The following is a 22,142-nucleotide window of genomic DNA, read 5'->3' as shown; positions in this document are numbered from 1 at the left end:
TCACGCACTGCTCGCAAGGCATCATGCTTCCGCAGTCCGCGCAGAACGCCCGAAGGGCCTCTCCCGACTCCCGGCTGGGCTCGGCCGTGGGTGAACGGTTCAGGGGCTGCCCCGGAGGAATGGGTTCGACGACCACCCTGCCTCGACTCCGCGCCCCCGCCGCCGGCTGGCACTGACGGTCCGTGGCGCTTCGTCTTGTGACAGCCCCTGACGGTGTGCTTCGGCCGGTGTCAGGGGACCCGGTTACGGTTGCCTGGTGAATGGATCGAATGCAGCGGCCACCCCGGACGTGCCTGCCCAGCCCGACACGTTGTTGCCTCTCCTGGGTACCAACGAGGAGGTCATCGCCTTCTTTGTCGGGGTCGCGGACCTCGACGCGACGGACCCGGCCGACCACGAGTTGGAAGACGGGGTTCGGCTCGCCTCCGGGGCCCGGCTGGAGCAGTTCGCGCGTGCAGGTTCAGGGGACGCGTTCTGCTTCGTCGGCGAGGGCGGAGAGGATCGCCCAGTGGTGTATGTGAGCCTCGACGGCGAGGCCGGACCGCTCGCCCTCGGACTGCCGGAATTGGTGCGGCTGTGTCTCGTGGCACCGTGGTGGCGGGACGCTCCCGGACGGACAGCCGAGGAACTGCAGGCGGTCGCCGACGAGTACCGGGAGGACTGGCCCGACCTCAACCGACGACGCGACCGCGCGGCCCGGGCGCTCGGTCTCGATCCAGCCGCGCTTCCGTCCGAGGCGGCAGCCCTGGCCCGGCTTGTGGAACTCTCCAGGGGACCGGTCGCGACGGCCTGCCTCGTCGTCGGATACGAGGGCGATCCGCTCGATCCCCTGTTCTGCGCCGCCCCCGACCGACCCTGACCGACCATCCGGGACCTGACCGACGGGTGTCGGGTCGGCCGGCCGGACCGCAACCGGCTGGCCAGCGGCGGTGGGTGGGCAAGATCGGTCAAAACTCGTCGCGCCGGGTTGTTCGGTCCGGTGATCGGTCAGGCGGCGGCAGCCTGCCGCTTGGCGGGGGTGCTGGCGAGGCAGATGGCCTGCGGGGACGGACGGGTTGGCGATGCTGCTGCCGGCCATGGCGGCGACCGACGCGATGCACCGTCGGGCGGCGCCCACCCGCCGCCGGCTGTGGGCTACGGCTGTCAGAAGTCGTGCCCCATCGGCCGGATACGGTCGGGGCGCTCTTGCGGACCGGTCCTACGCTGGAGGCATGGCCACCGATCCCGCGCTGAGGCAAGGCCCCCACTCGACGGATCTGGTCCTGCGCGCCGGCCCGGCCGGGCCTGCGTGGAACGCGCTGACCTCGGCCGGGCCGGCGCTGTTCATTCCGCTCGTTCTGGGCGGGCCGACCCTGCTCGTCGCCTTCTGGATGGTGCTGGCCGGGGCGCGGGCGTCGACCGTGTTCCTGGTGGTGGGGGTGATCGCCGGGCTGGAGTACCTGCTCGGCTGGCCGGCGCTGGCCTTCTCCCGGGCCCGGGACATGCTGCGGGTGGAGTTCGCGCCGGCCGGGGCGCCCGCGTCCCTGCGGTTGGTCCGGGCCGCCGGGGCGGACGACTGGCTGCCCGTCGATACCCTGCGCGAGGTACGGCTGACGCACAAGGTGGTGGAGCCGTACCAGGGGGACCACAAGCCGGCCGTCTCCACGCTCACGCTGGAACTCGTCCTGCGAGAGGTCCGGGAACGGCTCTCGCTCCCGTTCGACGGCGACCCGCAGCGGCTCGCCGACGCGCTGAACGTCCTGCTCGGCCCGGCTGAGGTCGAGGTGGAGCTGCGCACCGAGCGCAGCACGCGCGATCGGCCGCAGGCCAACTCCGGCTGGACCTCAGGCGGTTCGGCGTCGGCCAACTCGGGTGGCGGCTGACCCGGTCTGCCCGTGTCAGAACGACTGTGAGGCCGCCGTCCATGGCCTGCCGCCCCCCTGGACCTCTGGCGCCGCCGCGGCGGCGTCGCCGGTCCCTTCAGCCCATGAAGCGATGGCACAGCTGAAGGAACAGATCAGGGTTGGCGATGTTCTGCATGGGTGCGCTGTCCACGGTGGTGCGCTTCTGGGATCCGTTGAAGATCAGCGTGCCGCTGAAAGACGAGATCTCGGTGATGTCCGACCAGGAGGCGGAGTGCTTGCGGCCCGCCAGGCGGTGCCGGTCGACCTTGTAGGCGCCGAAGTTCACCGTCTCGCCGCGTTCGATGGCGCCCAGAACCTTCGGTAGCTGCGTCCGCGTGACGGCCTGCATCATGTGTTCTCCCCAGACGTTCGGCCACAGGAAGAGCGCGCCCTGCACCAACGAAGTGAGGCCCAGGGACTGCCTCTCCTCCTTGAGGAACACCCGCATGCCGGGGCCGATGTTCACTGCGGCGCCGTGCGGGTCCACCAGGGTGTACCGGGCGTCCCACGGGACGCCGTTGCGGGTGCTCAAGTACCGCAGGACTCGCACCGTCTCCCAGTCGTACGCGGCCATGAATCCCTCGGGACCCGTCACCACCGCGCCGGTGGCGTGTATGTAGAGCCTCGACGCGTTGTGCTTGCGGACCAAGCGGCTCTGCTTGCTCCGGAAGGTCCGCGACCACTGCCCAAGGCCACGTTCGGCCGCCAACGCGCCGGCCTGGCTGGTCGGCTGCTCGTAGGTGTCCTTCTCTTCCATGTCTTCTCCCGACCTTGCACATTGGCGAATCATCAGAATGGCTGCTTGCTCGAGGCGGAAGGCTGCCGCGTCTCGACCCTGGGCAGGCCCCGTTCCCCGCTCGGGATGCGTGGTGAGTTCAGGTTCTCCGCACGCGGGCGCGGCGCCATGCTTCGGAGCGTGGCCAACCGCTGACCGGTTGGATGGTGCTGAGGCGGGCGGTTGGTCATCGCCGCGTGTGCTCGCACGGCTCATCGGCCAGGGATGCCGCGCCGGACGGCCCGGGCGGGGGCTGGGCGCTGCGGCATGAGGGGTCCCCGCAGAGCGACAGGAGGCGGGGGCGTGTGTGGTGGCGCGGGGGTTGGTGGCGCCTGCCCGTTCAGCCTGCGGCGGCGAAGGCGGCTTCGAGGCGCGGGACGTAATCGGCGAAGGCCGGGGCCCAGCATCCGTAGTTGTGCCCGCCGTTGCAGCTGGGGGCCAGTGACGTGCCGTCGCCGTAGTCGACGAGACGGCTGGGGATCCCCAGCTGGTCCAGGCGGGCCTTGACGGTGTGGGAAGCTGCGGCGGTGTTGACGTCGATGAGGTCGTTGTTGCCGGTATAGAGCGTGATGCCGGTACGGGAGAGCTTGGCAAGGTTGACCGGCGCGGCCGGATCAACCGCTTTCCACACACGGTCGGCGTTGAAGACCGGGTACGGGGAGCCGAAGATCGCGTCGCTGTCCACATAGGGGCCGTGGCCTGCGCAGTCGCCGGAGCCGGAGCCGGACGAGGCGCTCGCCGCGCACCAGGCGCCCGCGAGGTTGAGCTCGGTGGCCAGGACAGCCCCGCGGACCTCCCACATCCCGAAGTCGATGCCCCCCGACAGGGCGGCCGTGTGGCCGAACAGGTCAGGCCGGGCCTGGGCGTAGTGCAGGGAGCCGTAGCCGCCCATGGACAGTCCGACGACGGCGCGGTGGGCGCGGTCGGCGCGCGTACGGAGATTGGCGTCGATGAACGGGACGACCTGGGTGAGGTGGAAGGTCTCCCAGTTCGCCTTCCCCTCGACGGTGTTCTGCATCAGCCAGTCGGCGTACCAGCCCTTCAGTCCCCCGTCCGGCACCACGGTGATCATCGAGTCCGAGTGCAGTGCCGGCGCGGCCGCGACATCGTTCACGTTGCCGGCACCGCCGTGCAGGAAGTACGTGACGGGCCAGCGGCGGCCGGGGTCGGTGTCGTAGGTGGTGGGGAGGAGGATGCGGATCTTGTGCTTCCCGGAGAGCTGCGGGGTGGTGACGGTGATGGTGAAGTCGGTGGGGCTGTTCACCTGCGTGTCTTCGGGGACCAGGCTCAGACCGTAGCCGTCGTTGAAGGCGGGGACGACGGCGGAAGCCGAGGGGGTGGAGACGGTGACCGCCGGCGCGGCGGTCGGTGCTGCGGCGTGTGCGGCGGCGGTGCCCGTCAGGGCGGTGAGCGCGAGTGCCGCGCTCAGCGAGGTGAGTCGCAGGGACGTCATCGGAGACCCTTCGTTGAGGAGGCTCGCGGTGTGGTGAGCTGCCGCGAGCCGGACGTTCCGATGGTGGTGTGCCGAACGGCCTGGCCAACAGGCCAAGCCACCGGCCATTGGTGACCGGCCATCGGTGAGGCCCGCTCCATGCCGGGTACCGGGATCCCGGGTGCCGAGGTCACTCGCCGTCTTGTTCCCGCGGTCGCGAGGTGCTGGTCGAGGAGGGTGTGAACGTGGCCGGTGCGAAGTCCGGGTGCCGACTGCGGAAGGTGCGTCCGAGGTGGTGCTGGAGCCGGACGTGGCGGAACTGGTACACGGCTCCGGTCTGGCGTAGCACCCCTCGGTGATAGGCGTCGTCCAGGAACGCGGCCGGGTCCCAGGGGAGCCGTCCGGCCAGGGGCAGCCAGACACGTGCGAGCACGATCCACTGGCCCCAAGCGGTGAAGGTGAGCACGTAGGAGGCCGCGCCGCCCAGCCCGCCGACCGCGCCGATGAACAGGCTGTCCTGGACTCCCCAGTTGAGCGGTCCCATGGTGCCCTGGAGCAGACGGACGATCAGGTACCCGCCGAAGGCGATGGCGAGGGTGAACGCCGGAGCCAGGATGAGGAACTGCCGGCCGGCCGTCGTGCGGTTTGAGGACAGCAAACTGGTCGGAGTGGCCGCCGCGGTGACGTCCACAGGCACTTCGAGCGCGGACATGAGCCCGAAGACGAGACCGGCGGCCGTGCCGAAGACCAGTCCGAGGACCAGCATGTTGATCAGGGTGCCTTCGATGACGGTCGGGGCGGTGACGGATGTCCCCGCGGCCAAGGCGCGCCCGAGGGTGAGGGCGCAGGCGCATCCGATGCCCATGACGGTGCCGCCGATCAGGCCTTGTCCGAAGCGAAGGGTGAAGGTGTGCAGGGGGCGGCGGCCGAGACTCTCGTGCGTGGCGCGCAGTGTCAGCCGGATCCGGGCCGGTTCGAAAGCCGCTGCGCCGCCGGTCCTGTCCACCATCGTGTAGACGGCTCCGAAGGCGAGGCCTGCGGCGGGTCCCATGAGGGTGCCCTGCAAGAAGAGTTCGCCGATTGACAGTGGGGTGAGCAGGAGGCCGACAAGCCAGTCGGCCAGGGTGATGCTCAGGGCGGTGGCCAGGACGAAGGCCAGGGTTCGCGTCGAACGTGACAGCGAATCCCCCAGCTGCCACCACGCCAGGTCTTGGCGTTCGCGGTCGAGGCGGACCAGGTGGTGGGCGAGGTAGCCGAGCCGGCGTTCGGCCCGAGCCGGGTCCGCGTACGGCGCCCTGGGCTGTCGGCCGGCCGCGTCCCGCTCCGGGGCACGGCGTCGGTAGACCGCGGGCACGAAACCCGCCAGCAGATGCTCATCCAGGCTCTTCACCGAGGGGAACCGGGTGGCGTCCAGGAGTTCGCCGGGATCCCGGTCTGGCGTCTCGCTGTACAGGGTGCGGGCGAGGACGACCATGAGCGGGGTGCTCAGCACCGCGGCGAGGTTCGTGTGTGCCGGTCCCTGGTGCGTGCGCAGTTCCCTGAGGACCCCATCCCAGGCCGAGCCGGGCAGGTCCGAGGGGGAGGCGGCGCTCGCGTCGGACGGGACGGTACGGGTGGTGCGGGGCAGGTAGTCGGCGAGGTCGGTGAGGCTGAGGTCGGTGAGCTCGATGCCCCCCGCCCAGACGAGCGGCGCGTGCGCCGCGCGGACCGCTTCGGCGTACTCGTCGCGCCGACTGGTGAGGACGAGCGGTGAGGAGGTCGCGTTGAGTGCGTCCAGGGCGTCGCGCCGCAGGCCTTCGGCGATCTCGTCGAACCCGTCCAGGACCGGCAGGATGAGATCGGCGTCAACCAGCGCGGCGGCCAGGGGCGCCCCGCCGGAGCTGCGGCGCGCCAAGTGCGGGTGGTCACGCAGAAGCCGGCCGATCAGCCAGTCCCGCAAGGCAGTGGTCGACGGATCCCAGGAGCCGATGCTGAAGAGGACCGGTACGCGATGGTGCGAGGCCGGGGCTTCCAGGAGGTCCAGGACGAGCCGGATCGTGAGGATGGACTTGCCCGAGCCGGCCCGGCCGAGGATCACCAGCCGTCCGGAAGGGATCCGGAGGTAGACCGAGGCCACGCTCCGCAGGTCGCCGTCCAGATCCACCTCACGCGGAGTCTCACCCGGTCCCAGGCGCTGGATGTTCTCCGCCCGGTCGGTCAGAACCGCGGGCGCCGGCTCCCACCTGACGGGCAGGGGGAACGGGTCGTGGACGCGGCGTTGCGCCTCCTCGCGGCGCCAGCGACGCCGGACCTCCGAGGCCAGCTCCTGCACGGCGTCGGCGAGCGCGTCGTGGACGGGCGACCGGGCGGGCGGAGCGGGCGCGAGCTCTGGCAGTCCGGGGACGCCGGCGTCCTGGGCCGCCGACCAGGGTTCCTGGCTGGGCCTTGGGAAGCGTTCAGGTATGGATTCGGGCCGCGAGCCCGATTCGGTTCCCGCTCGGGCAGCAGGGGAGCCGGATGATCCGGTGAGAGCGGCCGCCAGGCGCAGACGGTCTTGTTCATCCAGGCCGAGCGCGTCCGCGAGCAGATTCACCGTCCCCATCCGGTGGTTCGCGGATCTACCGCCCTCCAGCCGACGAATGGTCCGCACGCTGACCCCGGACCGTTCGGCCACCTGCTCCTGCGTGAGGCTCGCTTCATCGCGCAGCTCGCGTAATAACGTGCCGAGGTCCTCTGTCATCCAGCGCCTCCCCTGACCACCACTACGAACGGCGGTGATCCTACCTGTGGCCGCCGGTCACCAATGGCCGGGTGGGTGACCTGTACAGCCCATACGACCGAGCTCACCATCGGGTCGGTGCCCCCCACCGAAGGAAGGCAAGGAGCCGATGTGGCCAACCGCTACTGGTGCGCAGAGTGCAGCTTCAAGACGCCCTGGCTCGAGAAGTCCGAGGGGCTGCGCCGGCAGATCGAGCACTACGCCCGCAAGCACCCGGGCACGTCCCCAGGTGGCCAGGTAGAGACCCGAAGACTCGGCCCCAGGGCGCGCAACGGAGGTCTCCTGCTGGCGGCCGCCGCACTCATCGTGTTCACCACCATCGTGGCCGCCTGGTGCCACTGAACGGCTGCGCGCACTGATAAGAGGCATCACCGACGGGGCACGGCGGAGAGCCTCCGGGCAAGGTGCCGGCGCCGCTCGTGACAGGGCCGACGCGGAATCTCGTACGAGATCGGCAAGCGGGTCCGGAACGCCGGGTCAGGTCCGCCTCTTCTTCGGGGATCCGGAACGGGTGCACGTTCAGGCCCGTGTCCGTCGCGCCGAAGAGGCCGCAGGCAGGCACCGGGTAGGCAGCAGAAGGGACCGCAGTGGGGAAGCATCTTCCGATTTGGCAACCAGAGTTGACGAGAGCGAGGGCATGCCGTGACCAATCCACCCAGCAACCCCTATGACCGCCGCCCCACCCCGGCACCGGCCTCCGCACGGCGGCCGGGCGTCGCAACGGCCGCAGGGGTCTTCGCGATGCTGCTCGGCGGGACCATGGCCTGCTACGCGGCGTACACCGGGATCAAGACGTTCGAGTCCGGCTTCGGCCCGCTCATCTGCCTGGTGCTCCTGCTCTTCGGCCTGTCCATAGCGCGGAACGCGTTCCTGCTCCTGTCAGGCGACGAGGACGGGGCTGAGAGACTGACCACGCAGCTCGGCATCATCGCCGGTCTGTCCGGCGTGGCGATCGGCGCCATGATCGCCCAAGCCGAATTCGACACCGAATCGGCACAGACCCAGATCATCGGGTTCATCACCGCGTTCGCGCTCGCGATGACCGGGATCACCCTGTGTTCGCAACGGGGCACGAAGGACTACCTGGAGGAGCGTTCCCCTTTCCCGCCCAGCCTGCCGCCCAACATCGGCTGACAGCCATGTGGCCCGGCCGCGCCTCTGCTCGAGTGGGTGCGCTGGTGGAACACCTCCCACCTCTCCCCCGCATTGGGAGGCCGCACTCCTCCGCAGTCATGGCAGACCGACCCCACCCCGGTCACCGGCGTACCCGGCAAAGCACTGATCGGGTTCAGGCTGCAAGGCGACAGCCGCATTCGGATGATCTCGACCAGCGGCGTCCGGTTTCGGCTGAGTGGCTACGGCGCCGACTGGATGGCCGGCTGCGCGGGCGACCCGGTCAGGCGCCCGGCTGGAGGCGGCCTTCTGCCCCTGGCCGGGAACATCGCGGCCTGCGGTCCCTTCTTCCCGCTGTGATCAGGGGGACGGTTGAGCATGGACGCGTAGGTGGTGGCACACCTCATCGCCGTCGAGGATGCGCGATCGGCGCAGTAGGTCGCGAGTGCCGCGCAGGTTCAGGGTGCTGTGCCAGGCGAGTCCCGGATGGCGGGCTCGGAGGTGGGACAGGGCTCGGGTGTCCAGGCCCGTGCCGAGGAAGCGCGGGTCGATGTCGACTGCGGCGATCACGGCCTCGGCGCAGGTGAGGCACATCCGGTAGTGGACCTCCCCGACGACCTTGCGGACGTGGATGAGGAGCAGGACCTCGTCGCCGGTGCCGGTGTCCCCGGGGATGTGCGAGGACAGCAGGTCGACGTGCTGGTAGGCGAGGAGCCGGCGGCGCAGCCGACGGAGCATCCCTCCCCCGCCCGCGTGCCGTCCCGCGCCGGCCGGAGGAGCCTCGCGGGGCTGGGGGGTACGGAACAAGGTGCTCGTGGGACGCGCATGATGTCCGTGCATGCCGCTCGCGTACCCCCGCGTCGGCGGCGCATGCTCCTCGGACCTGGCGACACATCTGAAAGGACGGCGCAAGGACGGCGCATGGTCTCGCCGGGACGGCGACCCGGGGGCGCCCCCGGGACGGCGACCCGGGGGCGCCCCCGGGGGGGCGGGTTGATCACCCGTCCCTTCCCCGCTTCCACCAGCGGGCCCGACCGTCCAGGAACACGCATACCAGTCTCATCCGCGGGCATCCGAACGGTACCCAGACGATGTGGTCGTGAAGACAAGGAGTGTCCGTGCTGCCCTGCAACGTGACCGAGAACGGTGTCCTGATCATCCACTTGCGAGCCGACCTGGATATCGCAGGCCGGGCCGCGGCCGCCTGGGCGATCGACGGCTACCTCACCGCCCACCGTTCCGCACCCGTCATGCTGGAACTCTCGGACGCGCCGCTGAGTACCGCCGCGGTGAGCACGGTCGTACGAACCCACCGCATGTGCCGCTCTTCAGGAGCAACGCTGACCGTCCTCGCGGCGACCGCCGAAACGCGCCGGGCGCTGGAGGCACAGACGGGGGCCGAGGGGCTGGCCGTCCAGCCCACCCGCCCCCTGGCCGCCGCCGCGTTCTCGGCTGCATCTACGCCGATCGCCGCGGCAGCGTGATACCGGACACCCCGACCCCGCCGGGGGCCGGCGCCGCCGGTTAAGCAGCGCGCACGGGCGACACGCGACGCAATGGCCCAGTCCGCCCCCGGGGGGCGGACTGGGCCATTGCGCACTTCGGCTACAAGGAAACGGCTTCCTTACCCTGCTGGGTGGCGCCTTACTCGGGATCGGTGCCAGGGCTGGGTCTTGGCCCACAACCGCTGTGCGCCCTCATCCGACAGGGTCAGCGGGAGGCGAGTACTGAGTCATCGAGAGCGCCCGTGCCGGGCAGGTGATGCCGGGCGGCTATCAGCGCGGCGTGCACGTCCGCCGTGCCGGTAGCCACACACAGGGTGTGCTCAACGTCCCTGATCTCCCTGCGCACGGGCGAGTCGCCTTCCGCGGCATCGAGCACGGACAGCGCCCAGTAGCGATCAACAAGCCCGGGAAGCACCGCCGGGTGAGCCATCAACATGGGTATTGCCTTCCGCCGACCGTTCCATCAGATGGCCGACGTCTACCCTGGCGATCACCGCTGAACCCCGGCACCCGGACGGAACGCGGGACTCTCTCCAGCGGGCCCCGTGCCGCCCTCAGGTTGAGCCCTCGACACGGCCGGCGGCCCGCTTCGTGTCACCGAAGGAGCGCAGCAGCAGGGTGGGGACGACAGCTTGACGCTGTCGTCCCCACCCTGGAGTGCTTGGTGCCCGCCCGTGTTTTAGAGGTGGTGCGGACCGTCGTAGTAGCCGCCGACCTGGCGCTGGTAGTCGGCATCACCGAGGTGCTTGTCCTTGTCGAACTCCGGAGCGTTCTTGATCTGCTCCTTCGTCCGGTCGACATAGATCTTCTCGTCGTTCGCGTCGATCCGGCTGATCGTGCCCGCGGGCAGCAGGACTTCCTTGCCGAAGATCCACGGCCCGGTGTCGACCACGATGTACGAGGAACCGACCTCATCCGAGTGCTTATCGACCTTGCCGATGGAACCGTCGCTCGCCTCGACCTTGTACCCCGTCAGATCAGCACCAGCCGAACGGTTGGACGCCTCGCGGTAGTTCCAGAAATTCTCAGTCATGCGAAAACAACTCCTTCGGTCAATGAGGACGGAAGGAAAGGAAATCCCTACCGTACCCTTTGCCCTCTTGTGTTCACGGCCGGAACTCGCGTTCCGGGATACTCCTCGCTTGCCCTGCGTTTTGTCTCGTACACCCCTCCGGCCAAATCCGGAGCTTGCGAGTCTGCGAGCAGCTACCAGCGATACCACCGGCCGCTACTGCCCTTCGGGCGGGCGACAAAACCGATCAGCCAGAGCACGAGGACCGCGATAGCGACCCACCAGAGAATTTTGATCGCGAAACCCGCACCGGCGAGAATCAGAACCAGCAGAAGAACAAGAAGCAGGGGACCCATAGTTATCAACCTCCGGGGCCTCATCTGCCCGACCATGCCCCGACCATGCGCACAGAACTTACCTGTTTCCTATCGATGCAGACGGGAAAACGTCTAGGCCGTCTCCGGTAACAGGCAACAGGCATTCTCGTGACGCCAGTCACCGACATCTTCGTACGATTGCTGTACTTGCCATCAGCTGGGCGACCTTGACGGGCGTCGAGCGTGTCAGCGAAGGCGCATCCTGGCGGATGGCTCTACTCAGCGGGCTGGTGTGGGGGGATAGCCAGCGCCTGCTGGTTTGCCGAATGGACGCAGATGGGCCGGCGCACCCGGGGCGACCTCGCAGCTCCGGCTGCCACCCGCCAGGACCTGAGCGGAACGGCGAGAAGCACCAACTGACAGGCCGACGTCGCAACGCCCAACGGTTCCATGTCGGTTTGCCGCTTCGGCCGCGCACGATCAGTCCCCACCTCCTGAAGGAGGCCCCTGCCGTCGTTTCACGCCGAGTACTGCCGGCCGCGCCGCAGGCACCACAGCCGTCTGCACGTCCGCCTCCGGGCACCGATCGCGCCCCGATCGACAGGGCAGGTCCGGAGGGGGCGCATCAGCCCGACCCCGCCATCGGAGCGCCTTCACGGGCGTCATAGACGCTCACGAGCGTGCCCAGGAGGTGATCACGTCCTATACCACCAGCCCCAGCGACCTGGCCTCGCTCCTCGAGATGCTGGGCTTACGTCCACCCGGGCAGACGTACGGGAATCGAGCCCGGACCGAAAGCAACCGAGCGGACCCCGGGCCGCGATGACGGACAGCAGAGATCCAGACGCGCTCATGCCGCCGACACGGCGTGGGAGCCGAAACCCTGATCCACCACCGCACACCCGCCCGCCAGTTGAGAACGGGCGGAGGAACGCGGTCAATCAGCGCCCCTTGTCCTTCTTGCCCTTCGCCTTCCCGGGGGTGTCCTTCGTCTTCGCCGCCTCCGGCGCCACCGGGGGAAGGCGATCACTGCCCCGCCGCGCCTCGGCTGTACTGGTGGGTATCTGAAGGTCGGGTCCCGTGGATGGTATTGCGGTGGGCAACGGCAGCGCGGACCGCACCGGCTGGGGCTCTGCCGGTGCAGTGCCATTCGATGCCGCCGGCTGCTCGTGGACCGGCGCGGTGGCAGGCCCGCCGCTCTCCCCTTCCGGGATAGCGCCCATCACCAGCGTGCAGGCTCCCGCGACACTCACCGCCACAAGACCCCATCGGGCCCTCTTCCGACGGCTCGCGGCGCTGCCATGCGTCGGTCCGGGCGTTCGTACGGGTTCAGCGCGAGGACCCGCAGCAGCGAGGGGCCGCGAAGGCGAGCGGTGGGTGGTGGAGGTGTCCGTGGGGTGCGGTTTCGATGCGGTGCGGGATCGCAGGGCGCGCGCGACGTCCTGCAGACGCAAGTGGACGGCGGCCGCATCGGGACGTACCGCAGGATCTCGGCCGGTCATGGCCCGCAGCAGGCGGGCGAGTTCGTCTGGCATCCCCTCGGGTATCCGGGGCGGATGAAGGAGGCGGGCGATTCCGATCTCCACGGGCGTTCCCTGGTGCTCCCGGTGGCCGGTGAGTGCTTCGAGGAGGGTCACTCCCAGGGCGTAGATGTCGCTGGCCGTACTCGTGCCTTCGCCGAGGAGCTGCTCGGGAGCCATGTAGGCCACGGTGCCGACCAGGGCGTCGGGTGCGCTCACGGAATGCTCGTGCACGGTCCTGGACAGCCCGAAGTCGGCGAGGTGCGGGGAGCCTTCCTCGCTGAGCAGGACGTTGGACGGTTTCACGTCATGGTGGATGATGCCGTGGGCGTGGACGTGGTCGAGGGCCGACGAGATGTCGGCGCCGATCCGTGTGACCTGGACTGGGCTGAGGGGGCCGGCGTTCACTCGGGCGCGCAGGGTGGCGCCACGGATCAACTCCGTGACCATGAAGGCGCCCTGTCCGTGGCGACCGGCATCGTAGACGGTGACCAGGGCACGGTGGGAGAGGCGGGCCAGCAGGCGTGCTTCGTCGCAGAAGCGGTCGGCAGTGACCGTGTCCGTGCCCGTGCGGAACACTTTGACGGCCACCTCACGGCCCAGAACTTCGTCGACGCCGCGGTAGACGTCCGCCGTCCCGCCGGATCCTATGGCGCCTTCGAGCCGGTAGCGGCCGCCCATCAGAGCGTCGCGTTCGGGCAGTGCTCCGTACGTGGGGACTGGCCGGGCCGGCATAGTGTCCTCTTCCGCTCGCGGGCTGTCCCGCGCGCCTACCCGTTGCGAGTCGTACCACGCACCGGCTCCCGGCAGCGAACCCGGCGGGTCGTGACCGCCGGCGATCAGCCCGACGCGACCTGGAGTCTCAGCGCACCTGGACTCCGATGAGGCTGGTGTCGTCGTCTCGCGCACGTCGGTGCAGCGCGAGGCCGTGGTTCGCTGGAGGCCGGGGTCGATGGCCCGGTCCTGTCCTCAGATGACGTAGATAGAGGCGGTTTCCTTCCAGCTGTGGTGTCGGGGGACTCCTCGTCCGCAGCCCGGGGCTTGCGAACGCAGGAGGCCGCCCGCCCGCGCGGCAAGGGGGCCAGGGCAGTCGCTGTAGAGGGTGTCGATGGCCGGCGCGGGGTGCAGGGTGGTCGAGCGGTCCGGCTCGGCGACGATGGCGTCCTTGAGCTGTTGGGACGCACCACCCAGACCGGCCGCGCTCTCGCCGGCATCGAGCACGAACGCTGCCAGGTAGACCAGGTGTGACGCTCCGCGGACCCCTGTGATCACCGACCCTCCGTAGGAATGGCCAAGGACGACCGGGGCTCGGGCAACGCATCGGTGGCGCCCTGGACGGCGGCGGTGTCGGCAGCCAAAGAGCCACGGTGGAGCTCGGGCACAGCAGGCTCGGTTCCGTCGGTCCGCAACCGTTCCGCCAACACCGCAAAGTGCTCGGGACGGTAAAACAGACCGTGAACAAGCACCGCAGCGGCCGACTCGTCCGTCTCCTCACATCGACACCGGACCGGTGAGCCCAGCCCCGAAGCGCGGCCACCCCATCGCCTTGATCCGTGCTTCCCGGAGATGTTCGCCGTGCCCACGTACGAGACCCTGCCGCGCCTCGCCTCCGACCTGAGCAGCCTCATCCCCGGACAACGCTGACGCTTCCGCCGTGCCGTCAGCGACTTCGTCAACGACCAACGCGCCGAAGGCCATTCCCGCGCCTGCTCCCGCGTCAAGCACCTCAGCGGGTTCCCCAGCCTCTACGAACTCATCTCAGGACCGTGACTGCGGGAACGCTGAGGGTTCGAGACCGGGTGCGACGGGGCCGCCCTGTTCGTGTGCGCCCCCGTCGCTCGATCACCTACTCAGAGTGCCCATGGCCGGAGCATGTCCCTCATCGCATCGGTCATCGCGATTTGCAGCAGCGGGCCGTAGGTGATCCGGCCGACGCCGAGGCGGCGAAAGCGCTCAAGATCATGCTTGACGGGATGGGCCGTGGAGTTCACAGGAACGGTGACGGCACCGGTCACCGCGACGAGCAGGTCGTCGTCATCCTGAATGCGAACGGGGTAGACACTGTCGGCGCCGGCCTGCTCCATAGCCAGCAGTCGCTCGATCGCCTCCTCAAGGACGCTGGCGGTGTCCTGCGCGTGCGCGAAGAGGTCAGTGCGCCCGTTGATCCAGACCGGGATGCCCGCGTCATCGGCAGCCGTGCGGAGGCCTGCGATGTAGCTCGCGTGCTCATGTGTGCTGCGTAGGCGTCCGCCCTCCGAGTGGACGGTGTCCTCGATGTTGAGGCCGACACCTCCGACCTCGGTGAGTCCGGTGATGAGATCCGCGGGCTCCTGTCCGTACCCGGCTTCCAGATCCACGGAGACGGGGATACCGACCGCTTCGATGATCGGCCTGACGGCGGCGAGCACTTCCTCGAAGGTCTGTCCTTCTTGGTCCTGAGCCCCCCGGGAGCTGGCGAGTGGATGACTGCCGATCGTCAGCGCGGGGAACCCGGCATCGGCTGCCGCCCGCGCGGACCATACGTCCCAGACGGTCGGCAGCACGAGCGGCTTGTGGTCGGCGTGCAGTTGCTTGAGGCGTTGAGCGCGCTCAATGGTGGTGCGAAGGTCCATGTCGAGACGTTACCCCTGATCACCACCGACAACGTGCTGACGCGGCAATGCGCCATGACGGAGAAGTGCAAGCCTTCTCCCTGCCCCCCATCACATCGTCATGCGGCCGGTGTGGATCTCGAGGTCGGCGACGGTTTCGTCGCCGGCGCGTAAGGGGTGCAGTTCGCGGCAGATGCGGACCTGGTCGGCGATGACTGCGGCGTCCTTCACGTCGGTCTTGCCTTCGCCACGGTAGCTTCCCGCCGGCATGGCCACAGGCACGCCGATCTTGTCGTGAGCGAGCAGCCACGCGACCACCGCCGACCGGTCGAACAGCGGCTGCACCTCCGTGCCGCCCACCCTGACGGGAAAGTCGTCGTACCGGCGCCGCCACTTCACGACCGCGGCACGGCACACCCGCGCCACCTCCCCCAACTGCACCCGGTCCCGGCCGGGAACGACCGGAGTGAGGACTGAGATACAGGGCAAACTGGTCGGACTCGCCGAGCGGGCCCCACCGTACGGGCATGTGGATCGTCACGCCGAAACAACCCCGCGACCGGCTCAACGACGGCTCCCCGACTCTGCCCCCGACCCCGGTGGAGCCGGCACCCCGCCATCAGGCGCACAGCAACAGCTCCTCCAGGCCGTGGCCCAGATCCACCACCTTCCGCCTTCACCGCCTAGCCATCCGCTACGAGATGGCGGGTTTTGGCCTGCTTCAGGAGAAGGCGAATCCCCAACCAGCCTCAGCCTGAGCCGAGTAGCATCGCGAATCAACACACATCCCTCCAGAAAGAGCGTGGACCACAGTGGCAAACGAGCCAGTCAGCACCCCGAACCAGAGCAAGTACACGGACCACCTGGCCGCTGCCCTCGCAGCCAACCAGGCCGAGCAGGCGATCCTCACCGACCGTCTCAGCAAGCTCCAGGGAGAGGAGAAGTGGCTCGCCGCGGCACTGGTGGACACTGCGCAGGATGCCCATGCTGAGCCGACACCGGCGCCTGTCCACACCACGCGCCGCACTCCCCCGGCCGGCGAAGGCACGGATACGGCGGCCGTGCCGCCGCCGAGGGCGGGAAAGGCCACCGCCAGCGCAGTTTCGGTGAAGAAGACCACCACCCCCGGGAAGACTGCCGCCAAGAAGGCCACGGCCAAGACCGGGGCGACACCTGCGAAGAAGAACCTGGCCGCCAAACAGACGGCTGCCACGAAGACCGCAGCCGATGAAGCCCAACACCCCGCGACGACCGGGCCCACCCTTGGCCAGCTCCTCAGCGCGATCCTGTCCAAGCAGCCCGGCGAGCCCAAGAAGGTCAGCGAGATCCAGAGCGAGTTCCAAGCGGCGCACCCCGAGCGGGGAGCCTCAGTGCAGACACTCCGCAACGCCCTGCAGAGTCTCGTGAAGAAGGAAGAGCTCGAGAAGGTCAGCCAGCAGGGCACCGTGTTCTACACCTGGCCCGTGCCCGAGATCACCCCCGCACCCGTAGACGAGGCCAAGCAGCCAGTACCGACAGCCGTCTGAGAGCAACCCCCGGTCCCGGCGGTGAAGGCACCATCCCCAGCACACACCCAGAGGCGAGGCGGTCTGCGGCACGAGACCGTTCTGCTTCTGGGACTGCGGCGTCATGGGCCCTGTGCTGTCGGGCCGGGGCGGGGTGCGGAGTTCCGCTGCGGCTCGATGTGCCGTGGAGTCCGCCCTATTGGACCGGTCCACGCCGGTCTGGATCGGCTGCTGGGTGCTGGGTGCTTGAGTCCCCAGCGTCGCGGAGGTGAGTAGCGCGAGGCCGTTGGTGAGTACCGAGACGGTGGCCGAGGCCGGTTGAGGACAGGGTGTTTCGACACGAGGGGCGGGCCGGACATCCGGACGCGGTGCAGGAGGAGCGAGACCTTCGCTACGGCCGGGCGGGCCCGTACGGGCCTCCGCCCACGCCCATTCCTCAACAACGGGAAGGTCGAAGCGCTCGCGAACCTTCTGCAGGGACAGGTCGCGGGCGAGGGTGCCGCCGCAGAACCGGACAGGCCGACTCCCACCGTCCGTCCGTCCGTCCGGTCACCAGGTCGACGCCGAAGCCGGCGGCATCTCCCCGACATCGCTCCTGGCGTCCTCTTCGCCGGAGACGACCTCGGACCGGCGGCTGGGCCAGCACAAACAGCCCAGCACCTGGGGACAACCAACCGGCGAGCAGCAGGACCGGCTGACCAAGCTCGGCGTACAACCCGCCCAGGCTCCCCCTCCCCCTCGCCCCTCCTCCTCAGCCCTGCATGCGGGCAAGGGCCCGAGCAAGGCGGAGCAGGCGTTTCAGCGGGGCCTGGCAGCTCTCATACAGTGAACGTTTTCAGCTTCGCCACTCCAGGGTGACGCCACGGCCCTCGCTCGAGCCTGGAAGCTCCTCGGCTGGGCCCGCCGGGCACGGTGGGTTGTCTGTGAAAAGTCGCTGGCGGTCACTTCGCTGAGGGGCCGGTCCTGCGCTTCGGGGCGGAAGGTGACTGTGGGCAGGGATGGAACGCGTGCTCGAAGTACCATCCCTGCAAGGTTCTCCGGCCGGTACTTCCCAACCTCTGCAGTGGCGTAGTCGGACGGAGACATCCATGGAGAGAGCACAGAGAGCATAGGGCGATGAGTGTGGCTGAGAGTTGGTCGCGTGTGATGAGCCTTCTTCGAGAGCACGCGCCGGCCGATCACGCGGATCTGCCTGGGCCCGCTACGGAGCAGATGCTCGCGGCAGCCGAGGAACGGATGGGAATCTCCCTTCATGGGGACCTGCGGACGTGGCTGTTGCAGAACAATCTGGATCTGCCGCAGGAGGACGTCGACGACGACGTGATGTGCTGCGGCTTCGACCGGTTCCCCGACGAGGGACGCTTCTTTCTGGGCATCCGGGCGATGGAGAGGCTCTACGCGAATCACCCCTTGTCCGGTGGGGACGAATGGCGCAAGGAGTGGATCCCCTTCCAGTCGGACCGGGACGGCTGGTTGGGGCGGTTCATCGACGCGAGGGACGGACGTCTCGGCAGATGGTTTGTGGGTGAGCCCACGGTCACCGGCGAGTACGCGTCACTGGCTCACTACTTCGACTCCGTGGCGGAGATGCTGACGAGGATCGGCGCGGGGGACTATCCGGTCTGTTCCGTTGCCGAAGGGCGACTTGTCTGGTCGTGAGACGGTTGCCCACTGGATGACGACCATTGCCAATCGGTCCTCACCCTAGGAACGGCAATGAGATGCATCAGCGTTGACGTTCCAGGGTGAGGACGGCTGCGGCGATGACGGTCATCCGGTTGGGCTGCAGCGGGCCCGGCGCAGGATCTGCCAGGACTTGAGTCGCGCGATGCTTCCTTCGACCGGTGCTCGTGCCGCTGACAGGGCTCGGATGATCGTCTGCTGGGTTGTGGTGAGGTCCTGGCCGGGAAGCCGTCTGATGGGCGTGGTCGCGGGAGGTTTCCATCGCACTCATGACGTACATCGACGCGTCGCCCGGCAAAACCAGGTCGGTAACCAGAGCGTGCATGTCCGCATAGTCGAGAACGAGGTCGCGGGCGCGCGGGTCCCGTACCGGCAGGAGGAGCGGGTCAGGCGGCGGTGGCAGGGTGTTCACCAGTGCAGTCTTGTCGCCGAAAGGCTGGCGGTGCCATCGGATTTACTCGGGGCTGTGGTGTCCCGCTGCCACATGTCGCCACCAGCCCGGTCCGACCTTGAAGAACAAGTTGAGTACCTGTTCCCGAACCTCGACCGTGCGGCCTGACCTTAGGAGCGCGGGCCTTGGTGAGCGCTGCACGCGGCCCGCAGGGTAGTTGGGCGCGTCGACATGACGGGGGACGCGAGTAGCTGGCCGTTGGACGCACTCCACCGGGCCTCCTGCTGACTCCCTTCCCGGGAACCGGCAGGGGTGGGGTGGTTCCCGGGAAGGGAGTGAACAGGAGGCCCGGATCGCCTCTGGGTCGGCAGCCTCCGCCACCACCCGCGACCACAACGGTGGGCCAGCACCCGGCGGCGGTACCAGGCCCGAGCCCCTCGCCCTACGTCAATGAGATCTTCGCCGCGCCGGGCCTGGGCTACCCCGACGAGGCCATGCAGCAGATCTGGAAGGAGATCACCGACCCGGACCCGCACCTACAGCGCCCCCTACGCGGCACTTCAGTATTGGTGCGCGAAGTGGCTGGACCGACCCGGCGGCCGCGTCCTGCCGGTGGCACGACCGAGCAGCCCACCAAGCCGGCCGATGCTGAGCACGGGCCCGTGAGCCGACGGCCTCAGCGCAGCGGCACACGGCCGCTCAGGAAGCTGATCGTGGGGCCGGCGCGTTTCCGTACACAGCGATCACTTAGCATGTGCCAATCAAAAGAACATGGCAGAGCATTGTGTTGCAAGGGGAAGCTGTGCGCCTGATCAGGCACTTTAAGATGGCGGTCGCGGGAGTGGCAGGAATAGCTCTGCTCGCCGGGTGTGCGGGTGCACAGGACTCAGTGGAGTCGAAGCAAGGTTCGCCGTCCGGGACGACGCTGCCTGTGAAGACCGGTGCGCGCGATGTCATCCACACCTCCATCGACGAGAAGGAGTACCCGGTCCGGCTCGCGGTCAAGAGCCTGGTCCGCGGGTCGGAGAAGGACCTCCAGGGTGTGCGTGTCGAGGGCGACCTGGAGGGCAAGGTCCCTCACTACCTCACCTACGAGGTCACCAACACCGGCAAAGAAGCGATCCCCCACGCCTATGAGGTGTTCCGCAACCTCGCCCTCACCGGGACCGACTGGGCGCCTGGAACGCAGGTCAGCATGAGCGCCTCGGAGCTCTGCCAGGACACCTCGCCGGACACGCTGGCCCCCGGCGCCTCGTACACCTCCTGCGGGATGTACATGGTGGCGAAGGACGTCGGCGCGATGTCCGTCGTGCACACCGCCGGGGGCGGGTTCATCACCCCGGCCAAGCAGGTCGCTTCCTGGCCGGTCGGCGGCGGCCTCGCCACCGCCTCGAAGGACATGGCGAACGCGGGCGACACGATCGCCGTCAGGTGGGACGCCGGCAAGCAAAACGGCGGCGTCCTCGAACTGCCCGCCACCCTGAAGTCCGTGAAGAAGGGCAGCCCCGCCGACCTCGCCAAGCTCGGTCTCAAGCTCGACGACGAGCAGCGGCTGCGCACCCCGTACTACGTGACGATCTCCTACCGCAATCCCGGAAAGAGCGACCTCTACTCCCCCCTCCTGCCTAGTAGCATCCGCCTGCTCACCGAGGGCGGCCAGCAGATCGGCGGCGTACCCGCGCAGCTCCTCGACGGACCGGGGATCACCGCCTGCCCCTCCCAGCAAGACCAGACCATGGTTGCGCCCGGCCGCAGCGTGACGCAGTGCAGCATCCACCTGACAGCCGACGGCGACGCACCCGTCGCCGTCGGCTTCGAAGACGCCGACGAGGGCGACCTCTCGGGCTGGCGAGCGACTACCTCCTGACGCACCCGGTCAGGCCCACCCGGCGGCGCAGGGTTCCTAGGACCGCCCCTCGTGATGGGTGCCCGCCGGGAGGGTGCGGGTGGGCGGGATCGCCAGGCCCGTCGGGGTGTTCAGGCCTGTGACGGGGAGGGTCGTCTGGCCGCTGCCGTCGGGGGCGAGGCGGACCACCCGGTTGTTGAAGGCGTCCGCGACGTAGAGGCGGCCCCTCCCGTCGAGGGCCAGCCCCAGCGGGTCGTTGAGCCCGGACGCGGGGACCGTGCTCTGGCCGGAGCCGCCGGCCGCCAGCCTCACCACACGATTGTTGCCGGTGTCGGAGACGTAGAGGTTGCCCGCCGGGTCGAGGACGATGCCGGCCGGCTGGGAGAGTCCCGTGAAGGGAAGGGTGCGCTGCGCGCCGCCTCCGGCGGGGAGGGTGACGACGCGGTCGTTCACGAAGTCGGTGACATAGAGGGAACCCGCGGAGTCGAAGGCCAGGCCCCAGGGGTGGAGGAGTCCCACGGTGGGTACGGTGCGCTGCCCGCTGCCGTCCGCGGGTACCTCGACGACCCGGTCGTTGAAGCTGTCGGCGATGTACAGATCGCCCTCGGCGTCCAGTGCCAGCCCGAGGGGGCGGGAGAGCCCGTCCGTCGCGACGGTGACCTGGGGGCCGCCGTCCGCGGGGATCCGTACGACCCGGTTGTTCCCGGTGTCCGCCACGTAGAGGTCGCCCGCGGCGTCGACCACCATGCCCGTGGGCCGGACCAGGCCCATGGCGGGGACCACGTCTTGGCCGCCGCGGCGCGCCACCCGCAGCACCCGGTCGTTGCCGTAGTCGGAGACGTACAGCGGGCTGCCCCCGCCTCCGGGTCCCGGGTCGGAGGCGGCTGCCGTACCGGCCGGGGCCAGCCCGATCGCGCACAGCGCCAGCAGCACCAGGAGGGAGCCGGCCCTGCGGCCGGAACTGCCCGTACGGTTCGTACGCGGGGGTTCGGGAACTGCGGAACGGGGCACGGCGCACCTACCTGTCCTGGTCGTCCGGCCGCCGAGGCTAGCCCCGGCGGCCCGTCCGCTCCCCCGCACCACGCCACGGCCGGGCCGCCATGCACACGGACGGCCGGGCGGTCACCCCGGCTTGTCCTCACCTCTTCGGGGTCAGCCGGTCCTGCCCTCGGTCATGTTCTTCAGCGGGTCCCCGGACACCCCCGTCGACTTCTGCTTCAGGTGCGCCGCCGTGCCGAGGACGGTGGCCGGTGCGGCCGCCTGCACCGGCCTGCCGTCGGACAGCCGGCCTGCCGCTCCCGTGCCGGCGGTCCGATCCTGAAGAGCTTCTACGCCGAGAACCGCATCATCGGCGGACTGGCACCACACCAAGCGGCAATGAATCGAAAAACGGGCTACACGCCTTCCCGCCTGCGCCGATAAGAAACAGGTAAGTTATGCGCGCATGTTCGAGGGGCGGTCGGGCAGATGAGTGCTCGGAGGTTGATAAATATGGTTCCCCTGCTTCTCGTTCTTCTGTTGGTTCTCCTTCTCGCTGGTGCGGGTTTCGCGATCAAAATTCTTTGGTGGGTCGCGATCGCGGTCCTCGTCCTGTGGCTGATCGGATTCGTCGCTCGCCCGAAGGGCAGCAGCGGCCGATGGTATCGCTGGTAGCTGCTCACAGAACCGCAGTTCAGATGCAGTGTGGCGGGGGGGGGGGGGCCCCCCCCCCCGGGGGGGGGGGCCCCCCCCCCGCCCCCCCACCGCCCCCCCCCCCCCCCCCCACCCCGGGGGGGGGGGGGAAAGGGGGGGGGTGGGCAGGGCCGGGCGGG

Annotated in this window: 19 protein-coding genes and 3 pseudogenes; 9 read left to right on the top strand and 13 right to left on the bottom strand. The window is 69.2% G+C overall.

Annotation, left to right across the window (positions count from 1 at the left end; genetic code table 11):
- Positions 1-256 precede the first annotated feature (256 nt).
- Positions 257-859, top strand: coding sequence for a hypothetical protein (locus tag ACFYYB_RS32735; RefSeq protein WP_389440022.1), 603 nt, complete (start codon positions 257-259; stop codon positions 857-859).
- Between the two features lie 352 nt (positions 860-1,211).
- Positions 1,212-1,862: a hypothetical protein gene (locus tag ACFYYB_RS32730; RefSeq protein WP_389440021.1), complete on the top strand. Its 651-nt coding sequence runs from the start codon at positions 1,212-1,214 to the stop codon at positions 1,860-1,862.
- 97 nt (positions 1,863-1,959) lie between these two features.
- On the opposite strand, the gene ACFYYB_RS32725 is transcribed toward ACFYYB_RS32730, so the two are convergent.
- The 3 genes from ACFYYB_RS32725 to ACFYYB_RS32715 form a co-directional block, all read right to left on the bottom strand.
- Entirely contained in the window at positions 1,960-2,640 is a 681-nt protein-coding gene (locus ACFYYB_RS32725) for a DUF6585 family protein (RefSeq protein WP_389440019.1), read from the bottom strand.
- Positions 2,641-2,998: 358 nt separating this feature from the next.
- Positions 2,999-4,111 carry an alpha/beta hydrolase gene (locus ACFYYB_RS32720; RefSeq protein ID WP_389440017.1) on the bottom strand — a complete coding sequence of 371 codons (1,113 nt, stop codon included), beginning with the start codon at positions 4,109-4,111 and terminating at the stop codon, positions 2,999-3,001.
- Between the two features lie 169 nt (positions 4,112-4,280).
- Positions 4,281-6,809: a helix-turn-helix domain-containing protein gene (locus ACFYYB_RS32715; protein WP_389440015.1), complete on the bottom strand. Its 2,529-nt coding sequence runs from the start codon at positions 6,807-6,809 to the stop codon at positions 4,281-4,283.
- A 150-nt stretch (positions 6,810-6,959) separates the two neighbouring features.
- Here ACFYYB_RS32715 and ACFYYB_RS32710 point away from each other — a divergent pair, with 150 nt between their 5' ends.
- Together ACFYYB_RS32710 and ACFYYB_RS32705 are read left to right on the top strand one after the other, a co-directional pair.
- The gene (locus ACFYYB_RS32710) at positions 6,960-7,190 is read left to right on the top strand and encodes a hypothetical protein (protein ID WP_389440013.1); all 231 of its coding nucleotides are present in this window, start codon (positions 6,960-6,962) and stop codon (positions 7,188-7,190) included.
- 300 nt (positions 7,191-7,490) lie between these two features.
- Positions 7,491-7,982: a hypothetical protein gene (locus ACFYYB_RS32705; RefSeq protein WP_389440011.1), complete on the top strand. Its 492-nt coding sequence runs from the start codon at positions 7,491-7,493 to the stop codon at positions 7,980-7,982.
- Positions 7,983-8,321: 339 nt separating this feature from the next.
- On the opposite strand, the gene ACFYYB_RS32700 is transcribed toward ACFYYB_RS32705, so the two are convergent.
- A complete protein-coding gene (locus ACFYYB_RS32700; protein ID WP_389440009.1) occupies positions 8,322-8,699 on the bottom strand; it encodes a hypothetical protein in 378 nt (125 codons plus the stop codon).
- A gap of 380 nt (positions 8,700-9,079) precedes the next feature.
- On the opposite strand from ACFYYB_RS32700, the gene ACFYYB_RS32695 reads away from it, so the two are divergent.
- A complete protein-coding gene (locus ACFYYB_RS32695; protein ID WP_389440007.1) occupies positions 9,080-9,445 on the top strand; it encodes an STAS domain-containing protein in 366 nt (121 codons plus the stop codon).
- 226 nt (positions 9,446-9,671) lie between these two features.
- Here ACFYYB_RS32695 and ACFYYB_RS32690 read toward each other — a convergent pair whose 3' ends face one another.
- The 7 genes and pseudogenes from ACFYYB_RS32690 to ACFYYB_RS32660 form a co-directional block, all read right to left on the bottom strand.
- Positions 9,672-9,902 (bottom strand): DUF5133 domain-containing protein, encoded by a 231-nt coding sequence (locus ACFYYB_RS32690; RefSeq protein ID WP_389440005.1) that lies wholly within the window; start codon positions 9,900-9,902, stop codon positions 9,672-9,674.
- Between the two features lie 243 nt (positions 9,903-10,145).
- Complete coding sequence (locus ACFYYB_RS32685; RefSeq protein WP_389440003.1) at positions 10,146-10,499, bottom strand: PRC-barrel domain-containing protein; 354 nt, start codon at positions 10,497-10,499, stop codon at positions 10,146-10,148.
- A 173-nt stretch (positions 10,500-10,672) separates the two neighbouring features.
- Entirely contained in the window at positions 10,673-10,834 is a 162-nt protein-coding gene (locus tag ACFYYB_RS32680; RefSeq protein ID WP_389440001.1) for a hydrophobic protein, read from the bottom strand.
- 902 nt (positions 10,835-11,736) lie between these two features.
- Complete coding sequence (locus tag ACFYYB_RS32675) at positions 11,737-12,996, bottom strand: protein kinase (RefSeq protein WP_389440593.1); 1,260 nt, start codon at positions 12,994-12,996, stop codon at positions 11,737-11,739.
- Between the two features lie 210 nt (positions 12,997-13,206).
- Positions 13,207-13,736 (bottom strand): annotated as a pseudogene (locus tag ACFYYB_RS32670) (alpha/beta hydrolase); the annotation flags it as partial.
- Positions 13,737-14,165: 429 nt separating this feature from the next.
- Positions 14,166-14,927, bottom strand: a complete 762-nt coding sequence (locus ACFYYB_RS32665; RefSeq protein WP_389439999.1) for an isocitrate lyase/phosphoenolpyruvate mutase family protein — start codon at positions 14,925-14,927, stop codon at positions 14,166-14,168.
- Between the two features lie 102 nt (positions 14,928-15,029).
- Positions 15,030-15,191, bottom strand: a pseudogene (locus tag ACFYYB_RS32660) (transposase); the annotation flags it as partial.
- Between the two features lie 527 nt (positions 15,192-15,718).
- Here ACFYYB_RS32660 and ACFYYB_RS32655 point away from each other — a divergent pair.
- On the top strand, positions 15,719-16,432 hold the full coding sequence (locus ACFYYB_RS32655) for a hypothetical protein (protein WP_389439997.1): 714 nt from the start codon (positions 15,719-15,721) through the stop codon (positions 16,430-16,432).
- A gap of 1,095 nt (positions 16,433-17,527) precedes the next feature.
- On the top strand, positions 17,528-18,070 hold the full coding sequence (locus tag ACFYYB_RS32650; protein ID WP_389439995.1) for an SMI1/KNR4 family protein: 543 nt from the start codon (positions 17,528-17,530) through the stop codon (positions 18,068-18,070).
- Between the two features lie 67 nt (positions 18,071-18,137).
- On the opposite strand, the pseudogene ACFYYB_RS32645 reads toward ACFYYB_RS32650, so the two are convergent.
- A pseudogene (locus ACFYYB_RS32645) lies at positions 18,138-18,349 on the bottom strand (transposase family protein); the annotation flags it as partial.
- Positions 18,350-19,416: 1,067 nt separating this feature from the next.
- Here ACFYYB_RS32645 and ACFYYB_RS32640 point away from each other — a divergent pair.
- The gene (locus ACFYYB_RS32640; RefSeq protein WP_389439993.1) at positions 19,417-20,352 is read left to right on the top strand and encodes a hypothetical protein; all 936 of its coding nucleotides are present in this window, start codon (positions 19,417-19,419) and stop codon (positions 20,350-20,352) included.
- A gap of 36 nt (positions 20,353-20,388) precedes the next feature.
- Here ACFYYB_RS32640 and ACFYYB_RS32635 read toward each other — a convergent pair whose 3' ends face one another.
- A complete protein-coding gene (locus ACFYYB_RS32635; protein WP_389439991.1) occupies positions 20,389-21,342 on the bottom strand; it encodes a hypothetical protein in 954 nt (317 codons plus the stop codon).
- A gap of 456 nt (positions 21,343-21,798) precedes the next feature.
- On the opposite strand from ACFYYB_RS32635, the gene ACFYYB_RS32630 reads away from it, so the two are divergent.
- Complete coding sequence (locus ACFYYB_RS32630; RefSeq protein WP_389439989.1) at positions 21,799-21,984, top strand: hydrophobic protein; 186 nt, start codon at positions 21,799-21,801, stop codon at positions 21,982-21,984.
- Positions 21,985-22,142: the final 158 nt, after the last annotated feature.

It is taken from the genome of Streptomyces sp. NPDC002886, assembly GCF_042888445.1.
In the GTDB taxonomy this organism is placed as follows: domain Bacteria; phylum Actinomycetota; class Actinomycetes; order Streptomycetales; family Streptomycetaceae; genus Streptomyces.
Note: the sequence above shows the minus strand (reverse complement) of the source record. Positions and strands in the feature narration are given on the sequence as shown.